This window comes from Cryobacterium sp. TMT2-10 (assembly GCF_004403075.1).
In the GTDB taxonomy this organism is placed as follows: domain Bacteria; phylum Actinomycetota; class Actinomycetes; order Actinomycetales; family Microbacteriaceae; genus Cryobacterium; species Cryobacterium shii.
Genome location: NZ_SOGW01000058.1, coordinates 21,276 through 41,241, shown reverse-complemented (window position 1 = coordinate 41,241; position 19,966 = coordinate 21,276). Strand labels below are relative to the sequence as shown.

Sequence of the window (19,966 nt, the reverse complement as noted above, 5' to 3'; positions counted from 1 at the left end):
CAGTCGGGGCACGCCGGTCTGTGCTGACTCCCAGACTGTGCCGACTCCCCGACTGTGCAGACTCCCCGACTGTGCAGACCCCCGGACAGACGTGATGCGGCGGAGCCCGACCGCTAGGCTGGCGCCATGATCGATCCTGACGTGTCGAGCGGTGCCGCTTTCGGTGTGGCCGTCGCCCAGTTCGCCCCCGGCCCCGACTCGGGCATCAACGTCGCCGCGATGCGTGAGCTGGCGAGGACGGCGGTCGCCCGCGGTGCCCGCCTGATCGTGTTCCCCGAATACTCCGCGTTCTTCGAACCCGTCATGGGGCCCTCGTTCGTGGCGGCAGCCCAGCCGCTGGACGGGCCGTTCGTGATGCAACTGGCCGGGATCGCCCGGGAGCTCGGCATTCATGTCGTGGCCGGGATGCTGGAATCGACCACCGACACCAGTCGTTTCTCCAACACCATCGTGGCCCTGGATCCGGCCGGTGCCCTGGTCGCTAAGTACCGCAAGCTCCACCTCTACGATGCGTTCGGCGACCAGGAATCGCGCTGGGTGCTGCCCGGCACGGTGGAGGAGCCCGAAACCTTCGACGTGGGCGGGCTCCGCGCGGGACTGCAGACGTGTTACGACATCCGTTTCCCTGAGGTCACCCGGCGCCTGGTGGACGCCGGGGCCGACCTGGTGCTGGTGCCGGCCGAGTGGGTGCGGGGGCCGCTCAAGGAGGCGCACTGGCGCACCCTGGTCACCGCGCGCGCCCTGGAAAACACGGTCTACGTGGCTGCGGCCGACCACGCGCCGCCGGTGGGGGCCGGCAACAGCATGGTCGTGGATCCCATGGGAGTGGAACTGGTCACGATCGGCGAGACGACGGATGTCGCGGTCGCCTGGGCGGCGCCGGGGCGGGTTCGGGCCGTTCGCGCCCTCAACCCCGCGGTCGAGCTGCGCCGCTTCGCGGTGGTGCCGCGTTAGCTTTCGGTGGCGATCGTGTCCTGGGAGGCCGGAGCGGCCCGCACGGTGAATTTCTGATCCGGGCGGTGGGTGCGTTCGGGGCGGTCTGGTCGCTCCGGGTCGGCCATGGCCCTCTCCTCGCCGGTGGCGACGAGTCCCTGCGAGCTGTTCGCTGACCGGGTGAGCTGGGCGAGCCAGAGCGGGTTGATGCTGGGCGGCTGGCCACCCGAGAACTTGAAATACAGGGGGATGGCGGGGTGCAGCCACGCGGAGCTTCGCCCGTCTCCCGCCTCGGCGGCGTTCCGCCAGGAGAGCAGGAAGCTCTCACCGCGGCGGAGCTTCTGCACGATCACGATTTGGAGATGCGCCAAAATCCGGTCGTCGAATTCGACCGTGACTCTGTCATACGTCAAGGAGCCCATGGATTTCGCTCTCAATCGGTTGCGCTTGCCCCGGACCCTGGAGCGTGAAGGATCCGTTTCGCAGCCCCGGGTAGTGACTTCAGTTTGGCCGCTTTGCCTCCTCTTGACAAGAGAATTGCCGGTGGGGTCGAAACGGGGGCCGTCCTCGACTCCGGTGGGACATGTTCCTTCTGCCCGTTTCGCCGCACAATGCCAGGGACAGGCGCGCTGGTCCGTCGTACCGTCCTGACCGGCAGTGATCTGCACCGAGTCAGGGAAGGCGGAAAACGCAATGGACACGTTCAACTGGGTCTACTCCATCCCGCTGATTGCGATAATCGGCGGGATCACCGTGGCCATGTACGCGATTTATCTCAAGAACAAGCATGGTGGTGAGGAGGGCACGGCCGGGCTCGAGAACGCGGCCCTCAACCGGCAGGTCCTGGACCGGCTGGACTCCATCGACGCCCGGCTGGCGGCGGTCGAGAAGTCTCTTCGAGAACACGCCTGAACGAGAACGGTTCAGTCGCGCTCGGTTCAGTCGCGCTCCCATCAGTCGCGGTGCGAGGTGAACACGTGGGCAAGGGTCTGGAACGGACGCTCCATGTGCCCGAAATGGCCGGTGTCGGGCTCCGTGCAGAGGCTGAAGTCACGGATGACGGCCCGCAGCCGGTCGGCATCCGTCTCACCCACGAACACATCGGCGTCACCCTGGCTGGCGCGCACGGGGCACTCGATCCGGGACCAGATCGAGGCGTCGTAGCGGCCGGCCCGAGCGGATGCCGCCGCGAAGGCGTTCGGGCGCAGTTCCGTCGCGAGGGCGTCGATGACGCTCTCGGGCACACGCCCCGGGTGACGGAACAGGGGCGCCGCGAGCGGGCGGAGCAGGCCCCGGCGGTGCAGAGCGCCGACCGGATCTGACCCGGCCCGGCCGAGCCGGGCGAGCCCGCGCATGACCGGGAGCAGCGCTCCGAATCCGGGCAGCACCGCGGCCGAGCTCACCGGATGCCGAACGGTGTCGATGACGGAGAAGGACGCCGGGGAGACCAGGCCGACAAAACTCGTCGAGCGTGGCTCGCTCGCCGCGAGTTCGAGGGCGACGAATCCACCCAGGGAGTGGCCGATCACGGTCCAGGACCGGTAGCCGAGCGCCCGAGCGACCTCGGCGACCGCGGCCGCGGCCGACTCGATGGTGGCGGACTTACCGGTGGCGGACACGCCGGCCGGCAGTGCTGAGTCGCCCCAGCCGGGCAGGTCGGGGATGATCAGGTCCGTCAGAGCGGCGCTCGCAGGATGTGCCGGATTCGCCGAATCCGCTGCGGCCAGGAGCGGCGTCCAGGTGGTCCAGGAACCCGCCGCGCCGTGCAGCAGGATGGTGGCCGTGTCGCTGTCGGTGCGGCGTCCGTGCCTGACCGACACCGTTCCCGATCCCAGCCGCATCGCGCTCGTCGTCAGCCCGAATGCGCGTGCGTCCCGGCTGAGGGGGAACGGGAAGTATCCGTCCGGGCTGTGCCGGGCAGGTGCGGTGGATGTCGGCGCGGACCGCTCCAGGAGGCTCATGACGGTGGTTCGGTGCGGACCGGGCCGGCGGATTGGGCGCTCTCCCGCCGTGGGCTGGCCCGATCCGAGGCTGTGTATTGACAGACCATCCGTCCTCGCCGGAATACCCCGTCGGTGCGTGCCGTTGCGCGAAGAGGGAACCTGCTTCCCGATGTCCACGGCCGCGCACGCGCCGCCCGACGGCACTTGTCCGACAGAAAGAGCTATTCACGTGAATCTTTTCTCCCCGCTCACCCTCGGTGACCTGGAACTGCCCAACCGCCTCGTCATGGCGCCCCTGACCCGGGTGCGTTCGGGCATCGAGGGCGTGCCCGGCCCGCTCGTCGTGGAGCACTACCGGCAGCGCGCGACCCTCGGCCTGATCGTGACCGAGGGCACCTACCCCAGCCATGCCGGCCAGGGTTTCCCCGGTCAGCCCGGCCTGGTCACCCCGGAGCAGATCGAGGGCTGGAAGAACGTGGCCGACGCGGTGCATTCCGCCGGCGGCCGCCTGGTCGCCCAGGTCATGCACGCCGGGCGGGTCACCCATGAGGGCACCAACGGCGGCCGCGAGGTCGTCGCCCCCAGCGCGATCGCGATCGAGGGGGAGACGCGCACCTACGACGGCAAGCACCCGTATCCCGTGCCGCACGCCCTGACCGCCGACGAGCTCGCCGGCGTGGTCGCCGACTTCGTCCAGGCCTCCCGGAACGCGATCGCCGCCGGCCTCGACGGCGTCGAGATCCACTCCGCCAACGGCTACCTGCTGCACGAATTCCTGTCGCCGGCCTCGAACCAGCGCGACGACGTCTACGGCGGCTCCCCGGCCAACCGGGTCCGCTTCGTGATCGAGGTCGTCACCGCGGTTGCCGAAGCGATCGGAGCGGGTCGGGTGGGCATCCGCGTGTCCCCGGAGCACAACATCCAGGATGCCCTCGAAACCGACCCGGCGGATGTCCTGGCCACCTACGGCGCACTGGTCGACGGCCTCGCGCCGCTGAACCTCGCCTACCTGAGCGTGCTGCACAAGGAGCCGGCCGGCCAGCTGGTGCGGGAACTTCGCACCCGCTTCGGCGGACCGCTCCTCGTCAACAGCGGCTTCGGCGGAATCACCACCCGCGAGGAGGCCATGGCGGTCATCGCGGATGACCAGGCGGATGCCGTCGTCGTCGGCCGCGCCGTCATCGCCAACCCGGATCTGGTGCGGCGTTGGCTGAACGACCTGCCCCTGAACGCCCCGGACCCGCTCACCTTCTACGGTGCGGGCGCCGCCGGCTACACGGACTACCCGGCCCTCCATCACTAGCCCTCCAGCACTAGCCTTCCCCGCCCGGTGCTTCCCCGCCCGGTGCTGCCCGGTGCTTCCCCGCCCGGTGCTGCCCGGTGCTGCCCGGTGCTTCCCCCACCCCGGGTCTGATCGTGCATAACTCCTGCAATTTCTGAGACGCTCGCCGTCCAGCCCCGGATTCCCGGGGCGGCGGATGCTGCGCCCCCACGATCTGCAGGAGTTATGCCACCTGCCCCTCCCGGCACCGGCCTCCCCGGTTGTGAATCGTGCCGCCGCGGTGGTTAACTCAGGAGATTCGGGTCGGATGCCGGGCACGCCCCCGGAAACGCGGGGCGACGGGTGCCCGGAGCTCGGGTTTTTCCTGAGTTGGCCACGAGGGGTGGCGGGCAATGGGCCGGGGGGTGTCCCCGCGGCCACAACATTCGGGTCCACTGTCGCGGCCCAGTCGCGCATAACTCCTGCAATTTCTGAGACGCTCGCCGTCCAGCCCCGGAATCCCGGGGCGGCGGATGCTGCGCCCTCACGATCTGCAGGAGTTATGCAAGGGCCGGGCGAGGCATCTGCCCGCGACCCGTTCGCTACCGGCTGCTGATGCCCGCCAGCCGGCCGGCCGCGCGCTCGAGCACGTCCACCTTCTTGCAGTAAGCGAACCGCACCAGGGAGGCGTAATCTGCCCGGTTCGCGGGTGAACAGAAGGCGGCGATCGGCACCGCGACGACGCCGGCGAGCGCCGGTAGGATCCGGCAGAACTCGGCGCCGTCCGGGTAGCCGAGCGGTGCGGCATCCGCCACGATGAAATACGAGCCCTGCGGGCGGCTGACGGTGAAGCCGGCGGTCGTCAGCCCGACCTCGAGCACGTCCCGCTTGGCTTCGAGGTCGGCGGCGATGCCGGTGAAGAAGCTGTCGGGCAGGTCCAGGCCCCGCGCGATCGCCGGCTGGAACGGCGCCCCGTTGACGTAGGTGAGGAACTGTTTCACGGCGAGGATTGCGGTCACCAGAGGCGCCGGTGCGCTCAGCCAGCCGATCTTCCAGCCGGTCGTGTTGAACGTCTTACCCCCGGAGGATATCGTGATGGTGCGTTCGCTCGCTCCGGGCAGTGTCGCGACCGGAACGTGCGCGACCCCGAACGTGAGGTGCTCGTAGACCTCGTCGGTCACGATGAGCGCGTCGTGCCGGTGCGCCAGCTCGACGATGAGCGCCAGCGTTTCGATAGGAAGTACGGTTCCGGTGGGGTTGTGCGGGTTGTTGACGATGATCAGTCGCGTCTTGTCGGTGATCGCGGCGCGGAGCTCGTCCAGGTCGGGCTGGAACTCGGGGGAGCGCAGCCGCACGGTGCGATGGACGCCGCCGCCCAGGGCGATCAGGCCACCGTATGCGTCATAGAAAGGCTCCAGGGTGACGACCTCGTCGCCGGGCTCGATCAGGGCGAGGATCGTGGCGGCGAGGGCTTCGGTGGCGCCCGCGGTCACGAGGACCTCGGTCTCCGGATCGGCCGACAGGCCGTAGAAGCGCTGTTGGTGGCGCGAGATGGCCTCGCGGAGCACGGGCAGTCCCCTTCCCGGCGGGTACTGGTTGACGCCGTCGGAAATCGCCTGGCGTGCCGCCTCGAGTACCTCGGGCGGGCCATCCTCGTCGGGGAACCCCTGGCCCAGGTTGATCGCACCCGTGCGCATCGCGAGCGCGCTCATCTCCGCGAAGATACTGGCCGCGACGGTACCGTCCGCGCCGAGCAGCCCCGCTCCGTCGGCGGTTCGCCGCCAGGCGCCGGTAATCGTCATCGAGTCACCTGCATCCCTACAAGCTACGACATGCCCCGCGCTCCCTGTGGACAGTTCGAGCGGGAACGCGCTCGGTGCCCTAACGTGGCCGCATGCGGACCGTGACGCGCGCACTGCTCACCCTCAGCGCCCTGGTGCTCCTCGGAGGCCCGGCGCTCGCCGGTTGCGCGCCGACGCCCACCCCGAAACCATCCGCAACCGCCACAACGGATGCCCCCGTCTTCGCCTCCGACGCCGACGCTCTCGCCGCGGCAACGGAGGCCTATGCGGCCTATGACAGTATGACGGCGGAGATCGCTGCAACGGGAGGAACTAATCCAGAGCGGATCGAGCCTTTCGTAACAGTCGATTACTACCCAGCTCTTGAGAATGGATTCCAGAAATTCCACGAATCAGGACAAGTCAGCCAGGGCAATGCGAGCTTCGACACGGTGTCGCTTGTTGGCCACGAGACTCTCGGTCCCGGGATGGCTCGCGTTGAGGTCTACCTCTGTTCAGATGTAACGAATGTTCGGCTGCATGACATTTCGGGCGCGGACGTCACGCCGGCGGTGCGACCAAACAGAATCCCACTCCAGATTGTTCTTCTCTCGCGGGCATCAAACCCATCAGCGCTCCTGATCAGTGAGGAAAAGGTATGGTCAGGACGAGATTTCTGTTTGCAATAGGCCTCGCACTTGGAATCGTATTCTCATCGCTTGGAATATTTCCAGCCATTGCCTGTTCGAGCATCGACAGGTTTGGTGGTGGTTGTGATGTTTCGGCAACCGGCGCCATCAACGACGGCGGGGTCGACCTGTCTGCCGGTTATGACAGCGGCGGCGGGGGAGATCAATCCGGCAGCGCGAACGGAGCCGGCGGCGACGCCGGATCAGACAGCGGATCTGACGCCGAATCCGGCACAGGCCCCGGCACAGGCCCCGGCACAGGCCCCGGCGGCCAACCGGGGGCAGCGCCGACCTCCCCCTCTGTGGTCGTCGTGCGGGACGGTTTCACGGTTGTCTGCGATCCGGGAGCTCCCTGCGATCCGAACCTCGTCGTTCGATTCAGCGACCTGGTCAACTTCAAGCCGGCGGAACCCACCCAGAGCATGGAGCCGGACGGGTGGAGCGTGATCGGGCTTCCGGCGAACTTCATCGCCGCGGCATCCGTGCACGGTCGGTCAGGACTGCTGCTCGATTTTCCGGCCGAGGTGCGTTTCACCCCGGTCGGCTACCGCTGGAACTTCGGTGACGGCTCGACCTTGGATTCGCCCTCCGGTGGAGCCACCTGGGCGGACCTGGGCCAGCCCGAATTCTCCGACACGCCCACCAGTCACGAATTCCGAAAATCCGGGGTTCACTCCGTGAGCGTGGTTGTTGTCTACTCCGCCGAGTACCGGTTTGCCGGCCGAGACTGGCGCGGGGTGCAGGGGACGCTCCCGGTAGCGGGAAGCCCGATCAGCGTGGTAATCGGCGACGCCAGAACCGTGCTCGTCGATCGCGAATGCAGCCGCACTCCCGCGGGACCGGGCTGCTGAGCGCGTGCGGTGCCGAGAAGCAGGGCAAGGTCACGGCCTCATCATTGAATGCTCCCAGCCTCCACATACCTTTCGCTCAGGTTCGGGAGCGAAGCTGACATCGCTTGGAAGGAGCACCCAATGACCGACAACACCCAGGAACCCGGCAAGACGCCCGATCACCCGCATGGCTCAGTTCCGTTCGAAGTGAACTCCGTCGGCGAAACAACGTCGGCGACGGATGCCTCCACGACTTCTTCGTCCTCCGCAGAACCCGCCGCCGGCCCCACTGTTCCGGCCTCGACGCCGGGCCGAGCCGCCGATGACCAGTCGACCGAGGTCATCCAGCCCGCATCCACGCCTGCCGCAGCGCCTGCCGCAGCGACTGCCGCAGCAGGGCCAGCCGCCGCGCCTGCCGGCGCAGCGACTGTCGCCCAGCCCACCCTCGCCTACGCCACCGATGCGTTCGGGCGTCCGCTGCCAGGTGGGGCCGGTTCCACCCCGAACTACGCGCCGAACGGGGCTCCGCAGACCTACGCCCACGAAAACGGCTACCCGAACCAGCAGGCCGGGGGGATTCCCCAGAAGGACCAGCAGCGAAGCAAGGGCAGCATCGCCCTGATCGCCGCCCTCGCCATCGGCGCGCTCCTCGGCGGCGCCTCCGGCGCCGGAGTCACCGCGTTCGTGCTCACCAACCAGAGCAGCGGCATCCCGGCCGACCAGGCCACGGGCCCGCAGAGCGTCGTGGTCAACAACACCGACAGCGTCAACCAGATCACCGCGGTCGCGGCCAAGGCCTCGCCCAGCGTCGTGACCATCGACGCGAGCAGCGGCAGCTCCGGGGGAACCGGTTCAGGTGTGGTGCTGACCCAGGACGGCTACGTGCTCACGAACACGCACGTCGTCACCCTCGACGGCGCGGCCGCCGACGCGACCCTCCAGGTCACCGGCAACGACGGCAAGCTCTACGCGGCCACCATTGTCGGCACCGACCCGGTTTCCGACCTCGCCGTGGTGAAGCTCACCGACGCGAAAGGCCTCACTCCGATCGACTGGGCCGACTCCAGCAAGCTCAACGTCGGCGACACGACCATCGCCATCGGAGCCCCGCTCGGCCTGTCCGGCACAGTCACCGACGGAATCGTCAGCGCGCTCAACCGGAGCATCTCGATCGCCTCCTCGGCCGCACCGGATACGCAGGACAACACCGCCCCCAACGACCAGCAGAGCCCCTTCTTCTTCGATCTGCCCGACAAGAACGGCAGCCAGGAGCAGGCGCCCACCACCAGCGGCAGCATCTCGTTGTCGGTCATCCAGACGGATGCCGCCATCAACCCCGGCAACTCCGGTGGAGCCCTCCTCAACGCCAAGGGCGAGCTCATCGGCATCAACGTGGCCATCGCCAACGCGGGCGGATCGTCCTCGTCCGCCGCCGGCAACATCGGAGTCGGGTTCTCGATCCCGTCCAACCTCGCCAAGCGCGTGTCCGAGGAACTGATCAAGAACGGCACGGCCACGCACGGCCTGCTCGGCGCGAGTGTCACCAGCGCGGCCGGAACCGGCCAGAGCGACACCGTGGGGGCCCTGATCAGTGAGGTGTCCTCCGGTGGGGCGGCGCAGAAGGCCGGCCTCCAGAAGGGTGACGTCGTCACGAACTTCAACGGCGTGCCCATCACCGACGCGAACGACCTCACCGCCCAGGTGCGCGCCCTCGCGGCTGGCGACGAAGCCAAACTGACCTACGTGCGTGACGGCAAGTCCGTCACCGTCTCCGTCACGGTGGGTGCCCTCTCCAGCTAGCCCCCGCTCCTTCCAGCGAACGAAGAGCTGCGCCGCCGGTCATGCACCGGCGGCGCAGCTCTTTTTGCTGTCCGCGCCGCGCCCGCGCCGGGCCCCGCGCCGCGTCTGACGCGCACCCGGACGGGCGGGAATCGGCCCGATGCGGGCCGGAAAGGCACGGCTGGTAGGCTCGGACATCCCTCCAGAAGAATGGAAATATGATCAGCCAGGAGCCCTCTGCCGGAGGCACGTCCCTGCTCGGGGTTTCCTATGTGATGCCGGTGCTGAACGATGTGACGCACGTTCGGGCCGCCGTGACCAGCCTCCTCCGCCAGGACTACACGGGGCCGTTCGAGGTCACCGTAGCCCTCGGTCCGAGCATCGACGGCACCACCGAACTGGTCGAGGAAATGGTCGCTGTCGATCCGCGCATCCGGATCGTGGCGAATGAAATCGGGTCGACCCCGGCCGGCCTCAACATCGCCATCCGGGCCTCGAGCTATCCCGTCGTGATCCGCGTGGACGCCCACTCAGTCCTGCCCCCGGACTACGCCCGGATCGCCGTCGAGACGCTCGAGCGCACCGGCGCCGACAATGTGGGCGGCGTCATGGACGCCCAGGGCGAGAGCCCGTTCCAAAAGGCCGTCGCACGGGCCTACGGCACGAAGATCGGCCTTGGGGGAACGCCGCTCCACGTCGGCGGCCCCGAAGGGCCCGCCGAAACCGTGTACCTGGGCTGTTTCCGAATGGACAGCATCGTGCGCGTCGGCCTCTTCGACGAGGGCATCAAACGGGGTCAGGACTGGGAGCTCAACCGGCGCCTGCGGGAGCAGGGCGGCACGGTCTGGTTCACGCCCCGGCTCCGGGTGGTCTACCGCCCGCGCCCGAGCCTGTCCCGCCTGGCCCGGCAGATGGTGTCCACCGGCCTGTGGCGTGGAGAGCTCGCCCGGCGGTACCCGGAATCCAACGGCATCCGCTACTTCGCCCCGCCCGTGATGGTGCTGGGCGTCGTGCTCGCCCTGCTCGCCGGTCTGGGTGGCCTGGTGCAGCTCCTGACCGGAGGGGCGCCGTGGCTGCTCCTCGGATTGCTCGTGCCCGTCGCCTACCTGCTCATCGTCGCAGCGGCCACGGTTGCCGTCACGCGACCGGACGGGTTTCGTGCCGCGCTGTGGTTTCTCGTAGTCTTGCCGTGCATTCACTTCTGCTGGGGCATCGGATTCCTGCTCGGATACCTGAAACTCACCACCAACATCACGGCCCACACCGGGAGGCAACTATGACGTCAGGGACGCCAGCGGCGACTCGACCCTCCTCGATCGCGGAGTTGCGTGAGGTGGCGCAGCCGCCCGAGGTGAGGTTGCGCGCGAATGCCGAGCACTGGACGGCATCGCTCTATCTGCGCGATATCTCCCCGTATTTGACCTGGATGCTGCTGAAGACCAGCATCTCGGCGAACGGCGTCACCGGGCTGATGATCCTGGTCGGCTGGTCCACCGCTGCCGCACTGCTCATCCCCGGCATCTGGGGCGCGCTGCTGGCGCTCCTCCTCGGCCAGTTGCAGATGCTGGTCGACTGCTCCGACGGGGAGGTCGCCCGCTGGCGCCGGCAGTCTTCACCGGCCGGAGTGTTCCTGGACAAGGTCGGGCACTACACGACCGAGGCGCTCATCCCCATCGCCCTGGGCATCCGGGCCGCGTTCTACCCGTTCGAGGCCCCGGCCGACTTCCTGTGGACCACCCTCGCACTGCTTCTCGCGCTGATCATCGTGCTGAACAAGGCGCTCAACGACATGGTGCATGTGGCTCGCGCGAACGCCGGACTCACCAAGCTCGCCGACCGGAAACACGAGCAGACCCCCACCTCGAGCCTGATCGCCAAGGCCCGCAGGCTGGCCCGGTTCCTGCCGTTCCACCGCCTCTACCATTCGGTCGAACTCACCATCCTGATATTCGCCTCCGCGGTCATCGGCACACTCATCGGCGAGCCCGTGGTCGACCGCGTGCTGCTGGCCACCCTGGTCCCGCTGGCCTTCATTTCGCTGGTGGGCCATTTCGTGGCCATCATGGCGTCCAAGCGTGTCCGGTCCTAGCGCCTCGCCCGTCGACTCCACCCTGCCGACGGTCGGAGTGGTGGTGCTCACCCAGGGCACCCGGCCGGACGATCTCGAGCGCGGCATCCGGAGCCTGCTCCTGCAGCAGGACGTTCGCCTCGACATCGTGTGCGTCGGCAACGGATGGCAGCCGACCGGGCTGCCCTCCGGAGTCAAGGCTCTGGGGCTGCCCACGAACCTGGGCATTCCGGCGGGGCGCAATCGCGGGGTTTCGCAGGTCGCGGGGGAGTACCTCTTCTTCCTCGACGACGATGCGAGCATTCCCGACCCCCTATTCCTGGTCGACGCCATCGGGATGCTGAGGGCAGACCGCACCATCGGCCTGCTGCAGCCCCGGGTCGTCGATCCCGCCGGGATCGCGTCACCGAGGCGGTGGATTCCGCGCATTCGCAAGGGCGAGGCCACCGCGTCGAGCAACGTCTTCTCGGTCTGGGAAGGCGCCGTGCTCCTTCCTCGGGCCGTCTTCGACGCCACGGGCGGCTGGGGGGAACCCTACTTCTACGCGCACGAGGGCATCGAACTGGCGTGGCGGGTCTGGGACCAGGGCTTCCGCGCCTGGTACGCCGGGAACCTCGTGGCGAACCACCCGGTGATCCAGCCGACCCGGCATGCCGACTACTACCGCCTCAACGCGCGCAACCGCGTGTGGCTCGCCCGCCGCAATCTTCCGGCGCCCCTGATCCCCGTGTACGCCGGGTCCTGGCTGCTGATCCAACTGGTCCGCTGGGCCCGCAACCCCACCGCCCTCCGGGCCTGGCTGGGTGGATTCCGCGAAGGCTGGGCCACATCCCCGGGCGGGCGACGCCCCCTCCGCGCACGCACGGTATGGCGGATGTCCCTGGCCGGGCGCCCTCCCGTCGTCTAACGATCCGCCTGCTATCGGTCCCGTTCGGGGGCCAGGCGGCATCGTCGAATCGGCATCGAAAGGTACTCTTGACCCGTGGGTATACAACGAGACGTCAGGCTTGGATTCAAGCTGGTCAAGGACGTCACGGCGTCCCGCAGGGCACAGCGACTGCTGAACGGCCGCCTGGCCACGCGGGAGCCGCTGCCGGGGCGGCACTTCAAGATCGCCGTCTACTTCGCCGACGGCCCGGTCAACCTCTACCAGATGCGCCAGTGGTACAAACCCCTCGCGAAGCTCGCCGAGACCTGGCCGGTGCTCGTGCTCAGTCGCAACGGAGCGGGAGCCCTTCCCCTGATCGACGAATCCCCGGTGCCGGTGGCCTACGTGAGGCGGGTCGCCGACCTTGAGCGTGTGCTGGCCGAGCAGGATATCCGCATCGTGTTCTACGTCAACCAGAACTCACGCAACTTCCAGATGATGCGTTACGGTCGCTGCTGGCACGTTTTCATCAACCATGGTGAGAGCGACAAGATGTACATGGTGACCAACCAGATCAAGGCCTACGACTACGCCTTCGTCGCGGGGGAGGCCGCCCTCGCCCGTCTCGGCAAGGTGCTCTGGGACTACGACTTCGACAAGCGGGCCATCAGGATCGGGCGTCCGCAGGCCGACCACTACTCCGGGACCACGGCCATCGCCCCCGACGAGCGCCAGGTCGTGTTGTACGCACCGACCTGGGAGGGGGACCGCCCGTCCGCCGCATACGGCTCCATCGCCACGCACGGTGTCGACCTCGTCGCGGCTCTCCTCGCCTCCGGGCGTCACCGGGTCATCTACCGTCCTCACCCGCGTAGCGGCGTCGTGGACAGCGCATACGGCGCGGCCAACAAGCAGATCATTGCTGCCATCGCGGCCGCGAACGAGCGAGACGCGTCCGCCGGACACATCTACGATTCGGGCCCCGAACTGGGCTGGCAATTGTCGGCAGCGGATATCGCGATCGTCGACATCTCCGCCATGGTCTACGACCGGCTTGCCACGGGCAAGGCTCTGATGGTGACCCGCCCGGCAGACCCGAGCGCGCAGATCGACTCGAGCGGCTATCTCTCGGACTGCGAGTGGCTGTTCGACGGCCAGACCGGGAATATCGTTGCGGTCCTGGACGAGCTCACCCACGACGATGCGGCGGAAGCCAGGCTCACGGTCTGGGTGCAGCGCTACTTCGGCGACACGAATCCCGGGGTCGCGACGGAGCGCTTCCACGTCGCCGTGCAACACCTGATGAACGAGTGGGATCGTTTCGACACGGCCAACCCGCGCACCGACCACATCGAGGCGTCGTCGGCGCAGGGATCTCTGTCAGCGGACGACGGCCCGGACATCGAGCTTCTCTAGTCTGCGTGCCGGCAGCACCCTGGACTTCCATCCAGTGGAAGTTGTCGGTGGATCGCGCTAGCGTGTCGGGGTATGAGCGGAAAACCAGCGCACACAACGGCGGCGGACGGGCTGTCGGCCCCGGTCGCCGTCGACAATCGTTCCGTCGCGGCCCGACTCTTCGCCATTCTCGACGCGTTCACCGCGCCCGCCGGGGCGACCTCTCTCACCCTGACGCTGACGGCCATCGCCCAGCGGGCCGGCCTGCCGCTTTCGACCACGCACCGGCTGGTCGCGGAGTGGGTTGGTTGGGGCGGCCTGACCAAGCACGACAACGGACAGTACTCGCTCGGCATGAAGCTGTGGGGCCTGCCCTGGCGCTACGGGCCGGATGGCGAGGTGACGGTGTCGTCCCCGCCCAAGCAGACCCGCACCTTCTCCTCCCTGCGCGGCGGGGAGAAGGAGTACGTGCTCGAAGAGGCCATCGTCACCGACTACACCCTCGGGCGCGCGGCCAAGGGCGACCGGCACGGCAACCTCGTGTTCGAGAAATCGGCCCGCAACTTCAACCCGGTCGCCGGCATGGCCGGTCGCATCACCATTGCCGAGGTCGACGAACTGGTCGAACCGGGTGAGATCGACCCCGACCAGGTGCACCTCGCCGGGATTTATGTGAACCGCATCGTGCAGCTCGGCGCGGTGGACGCCGCCGATCTGCCGATCGAGAAGACGACGACGCGGCCACGGCCGTCGGCATCCGCCGTGGCGCATTCACCCCCGGACGAGACCGGAGCGAACTGATGGCCCTCACCCGCAACGAGATGGCCGCCCGGGCCGCCCAGGAACTTGCCCCCGACTCCTACGTCAATCTCGGTATCGGCCTGCCGACACTCATCCCCAACTTTCTGCCGGACGGTGTGCACGTGGTTCTGCACTCCGAAAACGGTGTGCTCGGCGTCGGCCCGTACCCCTGGGAGGGCGAGGAAGACCCGAAACTCATCAACGCCGGGAAGGAAACCGTCACCGTCAACCCCGGCGCCGCCTACTTCGACTCGGCACAGAGCTTCGGCATGATCCGCGGCGGCCTGATCGACGTCGCCGTGCTCGGCGCCATGCAGGTGTCTGTCGTCGGCGACATCGCAAACTGGGCCGTGCCCGGCAAGATGATCAAGGGCATGGGCGGCGCGATGGACCTCGTGCACGGTGCCGACACGGTGCTCGTCGTCATGGAACACCTGACCAAGACCGGAGAATTCAAGATCAAAAAGGCCTGCGACCTGCCGCTCACCGGCAAGGCCGTCGCGACCCGCATCATCACCGACCTCGCCGTGATCGATGTCAGCCCGGCCGGACTCGTGCTGCGCGAACTCGCGCCGGGCGTCACCGTGGCCGAGGTCCAGGCCGCCACCGAGGCGACGCTGCTCGTGCCAGGGCCGCCGCTCACGATTCGCACCTTGCTCACCGAAATGGTCGCCGGATGACCGCGCTGCGCGAGGTCGTCATCTGCGAACCGCTCCGCACCCCCATCGGTCGTTTCGGCGGAGCTTTCAAGACCGTGGCGCCCGCCGACCTCGCCGCGGCGGTGATCGCCGCGCTGCTCGAACGCACCCACCTCGACGGCGCGCTCGTCGACGACGTCATCTTCGGCCAGGCCTACCCGTCCGCCGAGGCCGCACCGGTCGCCCGGGTCGCTGCCCTCAACGCGGGCCTGCCGGTGACTGTGGGCGGCGTGCAGGTCGACCGCCGCTGCGGCTCCGGTCTGCAGGCCGTCCTCGACGCCGCCATGCAGGTGCAGACCGGCGCCAGCGACCTCGCCATCGCCGGCGGCGTCGACGTGATGAGCCAGGCCCCGTTCTACACGGTCGATTCCCGCTGGGGCGTGGGTGGCACCGCCGGAATGCTGCTGCGCGACGCACTCGGCCGCGGCCGAGAGACCGCCGGCGGTCGGCGTTTCCCGGTTCCCGGCGGCATGCTCGAAACTGCCGAGAACCTGCGCCGCGACTACGGAATCGACCGCGTCGAACAGGACGAACTCGCCGTGCGCTCCCAGCAGCGTGCGCTGGCCGCCGTCGCAGACGGTCGTTTCCTCGACGAAATCGTCCCGGTCATCGTGCCCGGTCGCAAGGGCGCTGTTGTGGTTTCGGCCGACGAGACCCCCCGCGCGACCAGCCGTGAGGCCCTCGCCGGCCTGCGCCCCATCCTGCTGACCACGGATGCGGCATCCACTGTCACCGCCGGAAATGCCAGCGGGCAGAACGACGCGGCCGCCGCCTGCATCGTGACCACGCCCGAGCGCGCCGCCGAACTCGGACTCACACCGCTCGTGAGTCTCCGGTCGTGGGCCCGGGCCGGCGTCGACCCGTCGCGGATGGGCCTCGGCCCGGTGCCCGCCACCGCGAAGGCACTTGAACGCGCCGGGCTCGTACTCGCCGACATCGACCTGATCGAGCTCAACGAGGCCTTCGCCGCGCAGGTTCTCGCCGTCTCGCGCGAATGGAACTTCACCGACGCCGACTGGGACCGCACCAACGTGAACGGCTCCGGCATCTCCCTCGGCCACCCGGTGGGCGCCACCGGCGCGCGGATCCTCGCAACGGCCACCCGGCAGCTGCAGCGCACGGAGGGCCGTTTCCTGCTCGAAACCATGTGCATCGGCGGTGGCCAGGGCCTGGCCGCCGTCTTCGAACGGGTGTGACCGGGGCGCACGACCGGGACCAGGCCAGGCCTTTCGATTTCGCTACACGGGGGCTGGGCCGGACGCGGGATTGCCGGCCGGTTCCTGTGGACCTCGCGCGGGCTGCATCCGTCGCCGCGGGGACAGCCGGCCGGACAGCCCGGACAGGGTCCTGCGGTTGAAGACGGCGATCCGGCGCGCCGCGGTGCCTTCGCCCACGACGAGATCCGGCATTTTCGGGTCGAGGTCGGGGCTGAAGCCGGCCGGCGGCAGGCCGAATGCCATCCGCGAGGTCTGCACCACCCGCTTGCCGAGGATGTTGTTGCCGGCACCGCCGACGATCGCGCCGACACCGAACGGGAGGGCCTTTCCGATGAAGCTGGCCCCGCCCCTGGCCGCGAACTGCCGGAGGAAGCTGCTCTTCAATCGGTCCGTCAGCGGCCCCATGATGGCTCGGGGGAGGCTGGTGGTGACGAGTTCGCCCCAGTAGACGTTGCGCGCGGCCCCATTGCCCGTGGCCTGGCCGGCCAGCTGGCGCACGAGTTCCGATCCTTCGTGTCCGAGCATCATCGTCATCACCAGGGCGCGGGCGCGTTCCGGGTCGGCGACGGCGATGCCGTGCACCTCGCTCACCGATTGGGTGAACAGAGCCGTCGCTTCGAGGAAGCCGGCCGTTTCCACCCCGGACAGGGCCAGGGTGATGCCGGTGGTCACGCCCGGGATGACCGCTGTCGCGCCGACGGCCGCGCCGCCGGTGGTGACGGCGGCGACATAGCGCCGTTCGAGGATGACGATGATCTCGACCGGGGTCGCGTGAGGGGACCGCCGGCGGATCGCGCGGATGTGCGCCAGCACGGCCGGGCGGTGGATCGCCATCACACGGTCGAAGCCCGCGATGACTCCGGACGGCAGTTGCCCGCCCTGGGGCAGACCGCCCGTTGTCGACACCATTGGTTGTGGCTTTCTGGCCATCAGAGCACGCTCCTTCGAATTCTCGATGAGTTTACGTGTCTCAGATGGGCCACTGGTGGGAATCGCCGGGCGCGCCTATACAGGGAGGATGTCTGACCCGAAATCGGAAGCATCGCGCATCCTCGGACTGAGGTTACGGCGCCGGCGACGCCAGCTCGCCCTCAATCAGGAGGCCGTGGCGCTCCTGGCCGGGCTCAACGTGTCGAATTATGCGCGTATCGACCGCGGTCACGGCAATCCGACGTTTCACACGCTGATTCGGCTCGCAACGGTGCTCGGCCTGGAGCCAGGCGATTTGATGACCGGGTTCAGCGCCGAGCAGTTGCCGCCCACACGCGACAGTCTCACGCGGTCGACCGGCTCGACGTGGACGGGCCAGATCAGGCCGACTTGATGCCGTACTGGGTGTTGTACAGCGCCAGGACCTCGTCGATGGGCGCATCCAGTACCAGCTTGCCCTTGTCCAGGTACAGACCCCGGGTGCAGAACCGGCGTAGGTCCCGTTCGTTGTGCGAGACGAAAAACAGTGTCCGTCCGCCCGCGAGGAGCTCCTCGATGCGCCGGTAGCATTTCTCCCGGAAGGCCTTGTCGCCCACGGCGAGTACCTCGTCGACGAGGAGGATCGGTTCCTCGAGGCGGGAAATGACGGCGAAAGCGATGCGCACCTTCATCCCGCTGGACAGGTGCTTATAGGGCGTGTCGACGAAATCGGCGATCTCGGCGAATTCGATGATCTCGTCAAAGCGCACGTTGATCTGCTTTTTCGTCATGCCGTGCAGGCCCGCTGTGAGGTACACATTGTCGCGCACGCTCAGGTCGTCGACGAACCCGCCGGTGATCTCGATCAGCGGGGCGACGCCCTCCGTCACGTGCACGGTGCCCTCGTCGGGCAGCACGACGCCGGTGACGAGTTTCAGGAGGGTGGACTTGCCCTGGCCGTTGCGACCGACCACGCCGATCGCCTCGCCGCGCTGCACGGAGAAGGACACGTTCCGCAGCGCCCAGAACTCGCCTGGGCGGATCCGCCGCTTGCTGCCGGCGAACATGTCCTTGAACGTGCGGCGGCCGCGCCGATTGCGTCGAAAACGGATGCCGACCCCCGTCAGGGTGATCACCGGTGCCGGCACTAGATCTCCTTCAAGACTGCGCGCTCCGTGCGCGTGAAGACAACGAGCCCGCCCAGGAGCAGCGCAAGCGACATTGCGGCGCTGACACCGACGACGGCCCAGTTGAGCTGCCCAGGGAAGAACGCTGCGCGATACAGGCTGAAGATGCCGCTGAGCGGGTTGAATGCCGCCCAGAACTGCAGTTGTTCCGGTAGGTCGGTGGTGCCGTAGATGATCGGGGAGGCGTAGAAGAGGAAACGCAGCACGAGCTTGACGGCGCGCTCCAGATCGCGGAAGAAGACCACCAGCGGAGCGACGATGAGGCCCACCCCGACAGTCAGCACCGCCTGGATCAGGATGGCCAGCGGGAAGAAGACGGCGTCGAGGTTGATCTGCGCGCCGGAGAAGACCGCGAACAGCACCAGTACCGGAATGGACGCCAGGAACTCGATCCCCTTGGAGAGAACCAGCCGGTTGACCCAGATCGTGCGGGGGATCCTCGTCGACCGGATGAGCTTTGCTTCCCGAAGGAACGCCCGGGTGCAGTCGGAGACCGTGCCGTTGAACCACATCCAGGGCAGCAGGGCGGCGAGGAGGAACACGATGTACGGCTCGTTGCCCACGCCGCGCTGGAAGACCTGCGTGAAAACGAACCAGTAGATCCCGGCCATCACGAGCGGGTCGAGGATTGACCAGAAGTAGCCGAGCAGCGACGTCGAATACCGCACGCGCAGGTCCCGCTGAGTGAGCAACCAGAGGGAATGACGATATCGGGCGGAAGACGTGCGCTGCTCAGGGCGCACTTCCGCGTAACTACTCACGCGCTCTATCGTAGGGCCGCAAGACGCGGCCCCAGGTGCCAACGCCTGGAGGAACAGGCCTAGACGAACAGGTTGGCCCGCTCGAGATCCTCGGCGAAGTCGACCTCGACGGCATAGAAGTCGGAGATGTCGAGCGGTTCGACCAGCAGGTTGTTCTTCTCGATGGCAAGTTCGATGCCGCGCTCGAAGTAGTCCTGGTCGCCCACCTTCGTCAGGTGGTGAAGCAGAACGGCCTTGTAGGCGCTGGAGATGTAGTTGATGCCGACGGCTTCGCCGAGGCCGCCCTTGACGGTCTTCGACAGTTCCTTGATGTAGCCCTCGGCGCTGGTCGTGTACTTGACCTCTTCGTCGGACACCTTGGAGGTGTTGACGGTCACGAAGGACTGGTCGCGAGCCACCATGGCGGCGGCGCGATCGAGGATGGCGGGGTCGAAGACGACGTCGCCGTTCATCCACAGCACTCCGCCGGTGGTGGAGGCCTGCAGGGCACGCATCAGGCTCTTCGACGTGTTCGTCTGGTCGTATTCTTCGTTGTAGACGAAGGATGCCTGCGGGAAGGCCTCGATGATGTGCTCGAGCTTGTAGCCGACGACGATGGTGACCTTGGCCTTCTTGCCGAAGGCGTGCCCGATGTTGTCGAACTGCTGCTGCATGATCGTTCGACCGTCGTTGAGTTCGGTGAGCGGCTTCGGGAGCGAACGGCCGAGTCTGCTGCCCATGCCTGCTGCCAGAATGACTACCTGAGTGGTCACGATTGTCTCCTTCAAAAAGTTTTGGGACCGAGACAACACTCGTAGTGGGACAGAGTTTGTCTAGGGTTCACCCATAAGGTCACGTATAGACACA

Annotated in this window: 21 protein-coding genes; 14 read left to right on the top strand and 7 right to left on the bottom strand. The window is 67.8% G+C overall.

Annotated features, from left to right (window positions below; all coding sequences use genetic code 11):
* The first annotated feature begins 126 nt into the window (after window positions 1-126).
* Window positions 127-954, top strand: coding sequence for a carbon-nitrogen hydrolase family protein (locus tag E3T37_RS06730; RefSeq protein ID WP_134366035.1), 828 nt, complete (start codon window positions 127-129; stop codon window positions 952-954).
* Here E3T37_RS06730 and E3T37_RS06725 read toward each other — a convergent pair.
* The gene (locus E3T37_RS06725) at window positions 951-1,355 is read right to left on the bottom strand and encodes an ATP-dependent DNA ligase (protein WP_241975895.1); all 405 of its coding nucleotides are present in this window, start codon (window positions 1,353-1,355) and stop codon (window positions 951-953) included. The genes E3T37_RS06730 and E3T37_RS06725 overlap by 4 nt on opposite strands.
* A gap of 271 nt (window positions 1,356-1,626) precedes the next feature.
* On the opposite strand from E3T37_RS06725, the gene E3T37_RS06720 reads away from it, so the two are divergent.
* Window positions 1,627-1,845 (top strand): hypothetical protein, encoded by a 219-nt coding sequence (locus E3T37_RS06720; protein WP_134366034.1) that lies wholly within the window; start codon window positions 1,627-1,629, stop codon window positions 1,843-1,845.
* A gap of 41 nt (window positions 1,846-1,886) precedes the next feature.
* Here E3T37_RS06720 and E3T37_RS06715 read toward each other — a convergent pair whose 3' ends face one another.
* Window positions 1,887-2,894 carry an alpha/beta fold hydrolase gene (locus tag E3T37_RS06715; protein WP_134366033.1) on the bottom strand — a complete coding sequence of 336 codons (1,008 nt, stop codon included), beginning with the start codon at window positions 2,892-2,894 and terminating at the stop codon, window positions 1,887-1,889.
* Window positions 2,895-3,105: 211 nt separating this feature from the next.
* Here E3T37_RS06715 and E3T37_RS06710 point away from each other — a divergent pair, with 211 nt between their 5' ends.
* Window positions 3,106-4,179, top strand: coding sequence for an alkene reductase (locus tag E3T37_RS06710; protein WP_134366032.1), 1,074 nt, complete (start codon window positions 3,106-3,108; stop codon window positions 4,177-4,179).
* A gap of 560 nt (window positions 4,180-4,739) precedes the next feature.
* On the opposite strand, the gene E3T37_RS06705 is transcribed toward E3T37_RS06710, so the two are convergent.
* Window positions 4,740-5,939, bottom strand: a complete 1,200-nt coding sequence (locus E3T37_RS06705) for a pyridoxal phosphate-dependent aminotransferase (protein WP_134366031.1) — start codon at window positions 5,937-5,939, stop codon at window positions 4,740-4,742.
* 92 nt (window positions 5,940-6,031) lie between these two features.
* On the opposite strand from E3T37_RS06705, the gene E3T37_RS17025 reads away from it, so the two are divergent.
* The 10 genes from E3T37_RS17025 (at window position 6,032) to E3T37_RS06655 (ending at window position 16,242) form a co-directional block, all read left to right on the top strand.
* Complete coding sequence (locus E3T37_RS17025; protein WP_174776149.1) at window positions 6,032-6,607, top strand: hypothetical protein; 576 nt, start codon at window positions 6,032-6,034, stop codon at window positions 6,605-6,607.
* Between the two features lie 302 nt (window positions 6,608-6,909).
* Window positions 6,910-7,458: a hypothetical protein gene (locus E3T37_RS06695; protein ID WP_134366030.1), complete on the top strand. Its 549-nt coding sequence runs from the start codon at window positions 6,910-6,912 to the stop codon at window positions 7,456-7,458.
* 120 nt (window positions 7,459-7,578) lie between these two features.
* Window positions 7,579-9,237: a S1C family serine protease gene (locus tag E3T37_RS06690; RefSeq protein WP_134366029.1), complete on the top strand. Its 1,659-nt coding sequence runs from the start codon at window positions 7,579-7,581 to the stop codon at window positions 9,235-9,237.
* 197 nt (window positions 9,238-9,434) lie between these two features.
* Window positions 9,435-10,496, top strand: a complete 1,062-nt coding sequence (locus tag E3T37_RS06685; protein WP_241975894.1) for a glycosyltransferase family 2 protein — start codon at window positions 9,435-9,437, stop codon at window positions 10,494-10,496.
* Window positions 10,493-11,305, top strand: coding sequence for a CDP-alcohol phosphatidyltransferase family protein (locus E3T37_RS06680; RefSeq protein WP_134366028.1), 813 nt, complete (start codon window positions 10,493-10,495; stop codon window positions 11,303-11,305). The genes E3T37_RS06685 and E3T37_RS06680 overlap by 4 nt, the downstream gene beginning before the upstream one ends.
* On the top strand, window positions 11,292-12,191 hold the full coding sequence (locus tag E3T37_RS06675) for a glycosyltransferase family 2 protein (protein ID WP_134366027.1): 900 nt from the start codon (window positions 11,292-11,294) through the stop codon (window positions 12,189-12,191). The genes E3T37_RS06680 and E3T37_RS06675 overlap by 14 nt, the downstream gene beginning before the upstream one ends.
* Window positions 12,192-12,266: 75 nt before the next feature.
* Complete coding sequence (locus tag E3T37_RS06670) at window positions 12,267-13,568, top strand: hypothetical protein (RefSeq protein WP_174776150.1); 1,302 nt, start codon at window positions 12,267-12,269, stop codon at window positions 13,566-13,568.
* Between the two features lie 72 nt (window positions 13,569-13,640).
* Window positions 13,641-14,348: a CoA-transferase gene (locus E3T37_RS06665; RefSeq protein ID WP_134366026.1), complete on the top strand. Its 708-nt coding sequence runs from the start codon at window positions 13,641-13,643 to the stop codon at window positions 14,346-14,348.
* Complete coding sequence (locus tag E3T37_RS06660) at window positions 14,348-15,028, top strand: 3-oxoacid CoA-transferase subunit B (protein ID WP_134366025.1); 681 nt, start codon at window positions 14,348-14,350, stop codon at window positions 15,026-15,028. The genes E3T37_RS06665 and E3T37_RS06660 overlap by 1 nt, the downstream gene beginning before the upstream one ends.
* Entirely contained in the window at window positions 15,025-16,242 is a 1,218-nt protein-coding gene (locus E3T37_RS06655) for an acetyl-CoA C-acetyltransferase (protein ID WP_174776151.1), read from the top strand. The genes E3T37_RS06660 and E3T37_RS06655 overlap by 4 nt, the downstream gene beginning before the upstream one ends.
* A 42-nt stretch (window positions 16,243-16,284) precedes the next feature.
* Here the strand turns inward: E3T37_RS06655 and E3T37_RS06650 are convergent, their stop codons facing one another.
* Window positions 16,285-17,193: a hypothetical protein gene (locus E3T37_RS06650; RefSeq protein ID WP_241975893.1), complete on the bottom strand. Its 909-nt coding sequence runs from the start codon at window positions 17,191-17,193 to the stop codon at window positions 16,285-16,287.
* Between the two features lie 88 nt (window positions 17,194-17,281).
* On the opposite strand from E3T37_RS06650, the gene E3T37_RS16765 reads away from it, so the two are divergent.
* Window positions 17,282-17,587: a helix-turn-helix domain-containing protein gene (locus E3T37_RS16765; protein WP_160141025.1), complete on the top strand. Its 306-nt coding sequence runs from the start codon at window positions 17,282-17,284 to the stop codon at window positions 17,585-17,587.
* Here the strand turns inward: E3T37_RS16765 and E3T37_RS06640 are convergent.
* From E3T37_RS06640 to E3T37_RS06630, 3 genes are read right to left on the bottom strand one after another with little or no spacing between them, the layout of a single operon-like run.
* Entirely contained in the window at window positions 17,574-18,320 is a 747-nt protein-coding gene (locus tag E3T37_RS06640; RefSeq protein WP_134366023.1) for an ABC transporter ATP-binding protein, read from the bottom strand. The two genes, E3T37_RS16765 and E3T37_RS06640, sit on opposite strands and share 14 nt — an antisense overlap.
* Window positions 18,320-19,120: an ABC transporter permease gene (locus tag E3T37_RS06635; RefSeq protein ID WP_241975892.1), complete on the bottom strand. Its 801-nt coding sequence runs from the start codon at window positions 19,118-19,120 to the stop codon at window positions 18,320-18,322. The genes E3T37_RS06640 and E3T37_RS06635 overlap by 1 nt, the downstream gene beginning before the upstream one ends.
* Window positions 19,121-19,179: 59 nt before the next feature.
* Window positions 19,180-19,872, bottom strand: coding sequence for an NTP transferase domain-containing protein (locus E3T37_RS06630; RefSeq protein WP_134366022.1), 693 nt, complete (start codon window positions 19,870-19,872; stop codon window positions 19,180-19,182).
* Window positions 19,873-19,966: the final 94 nt, after the last annotated feature.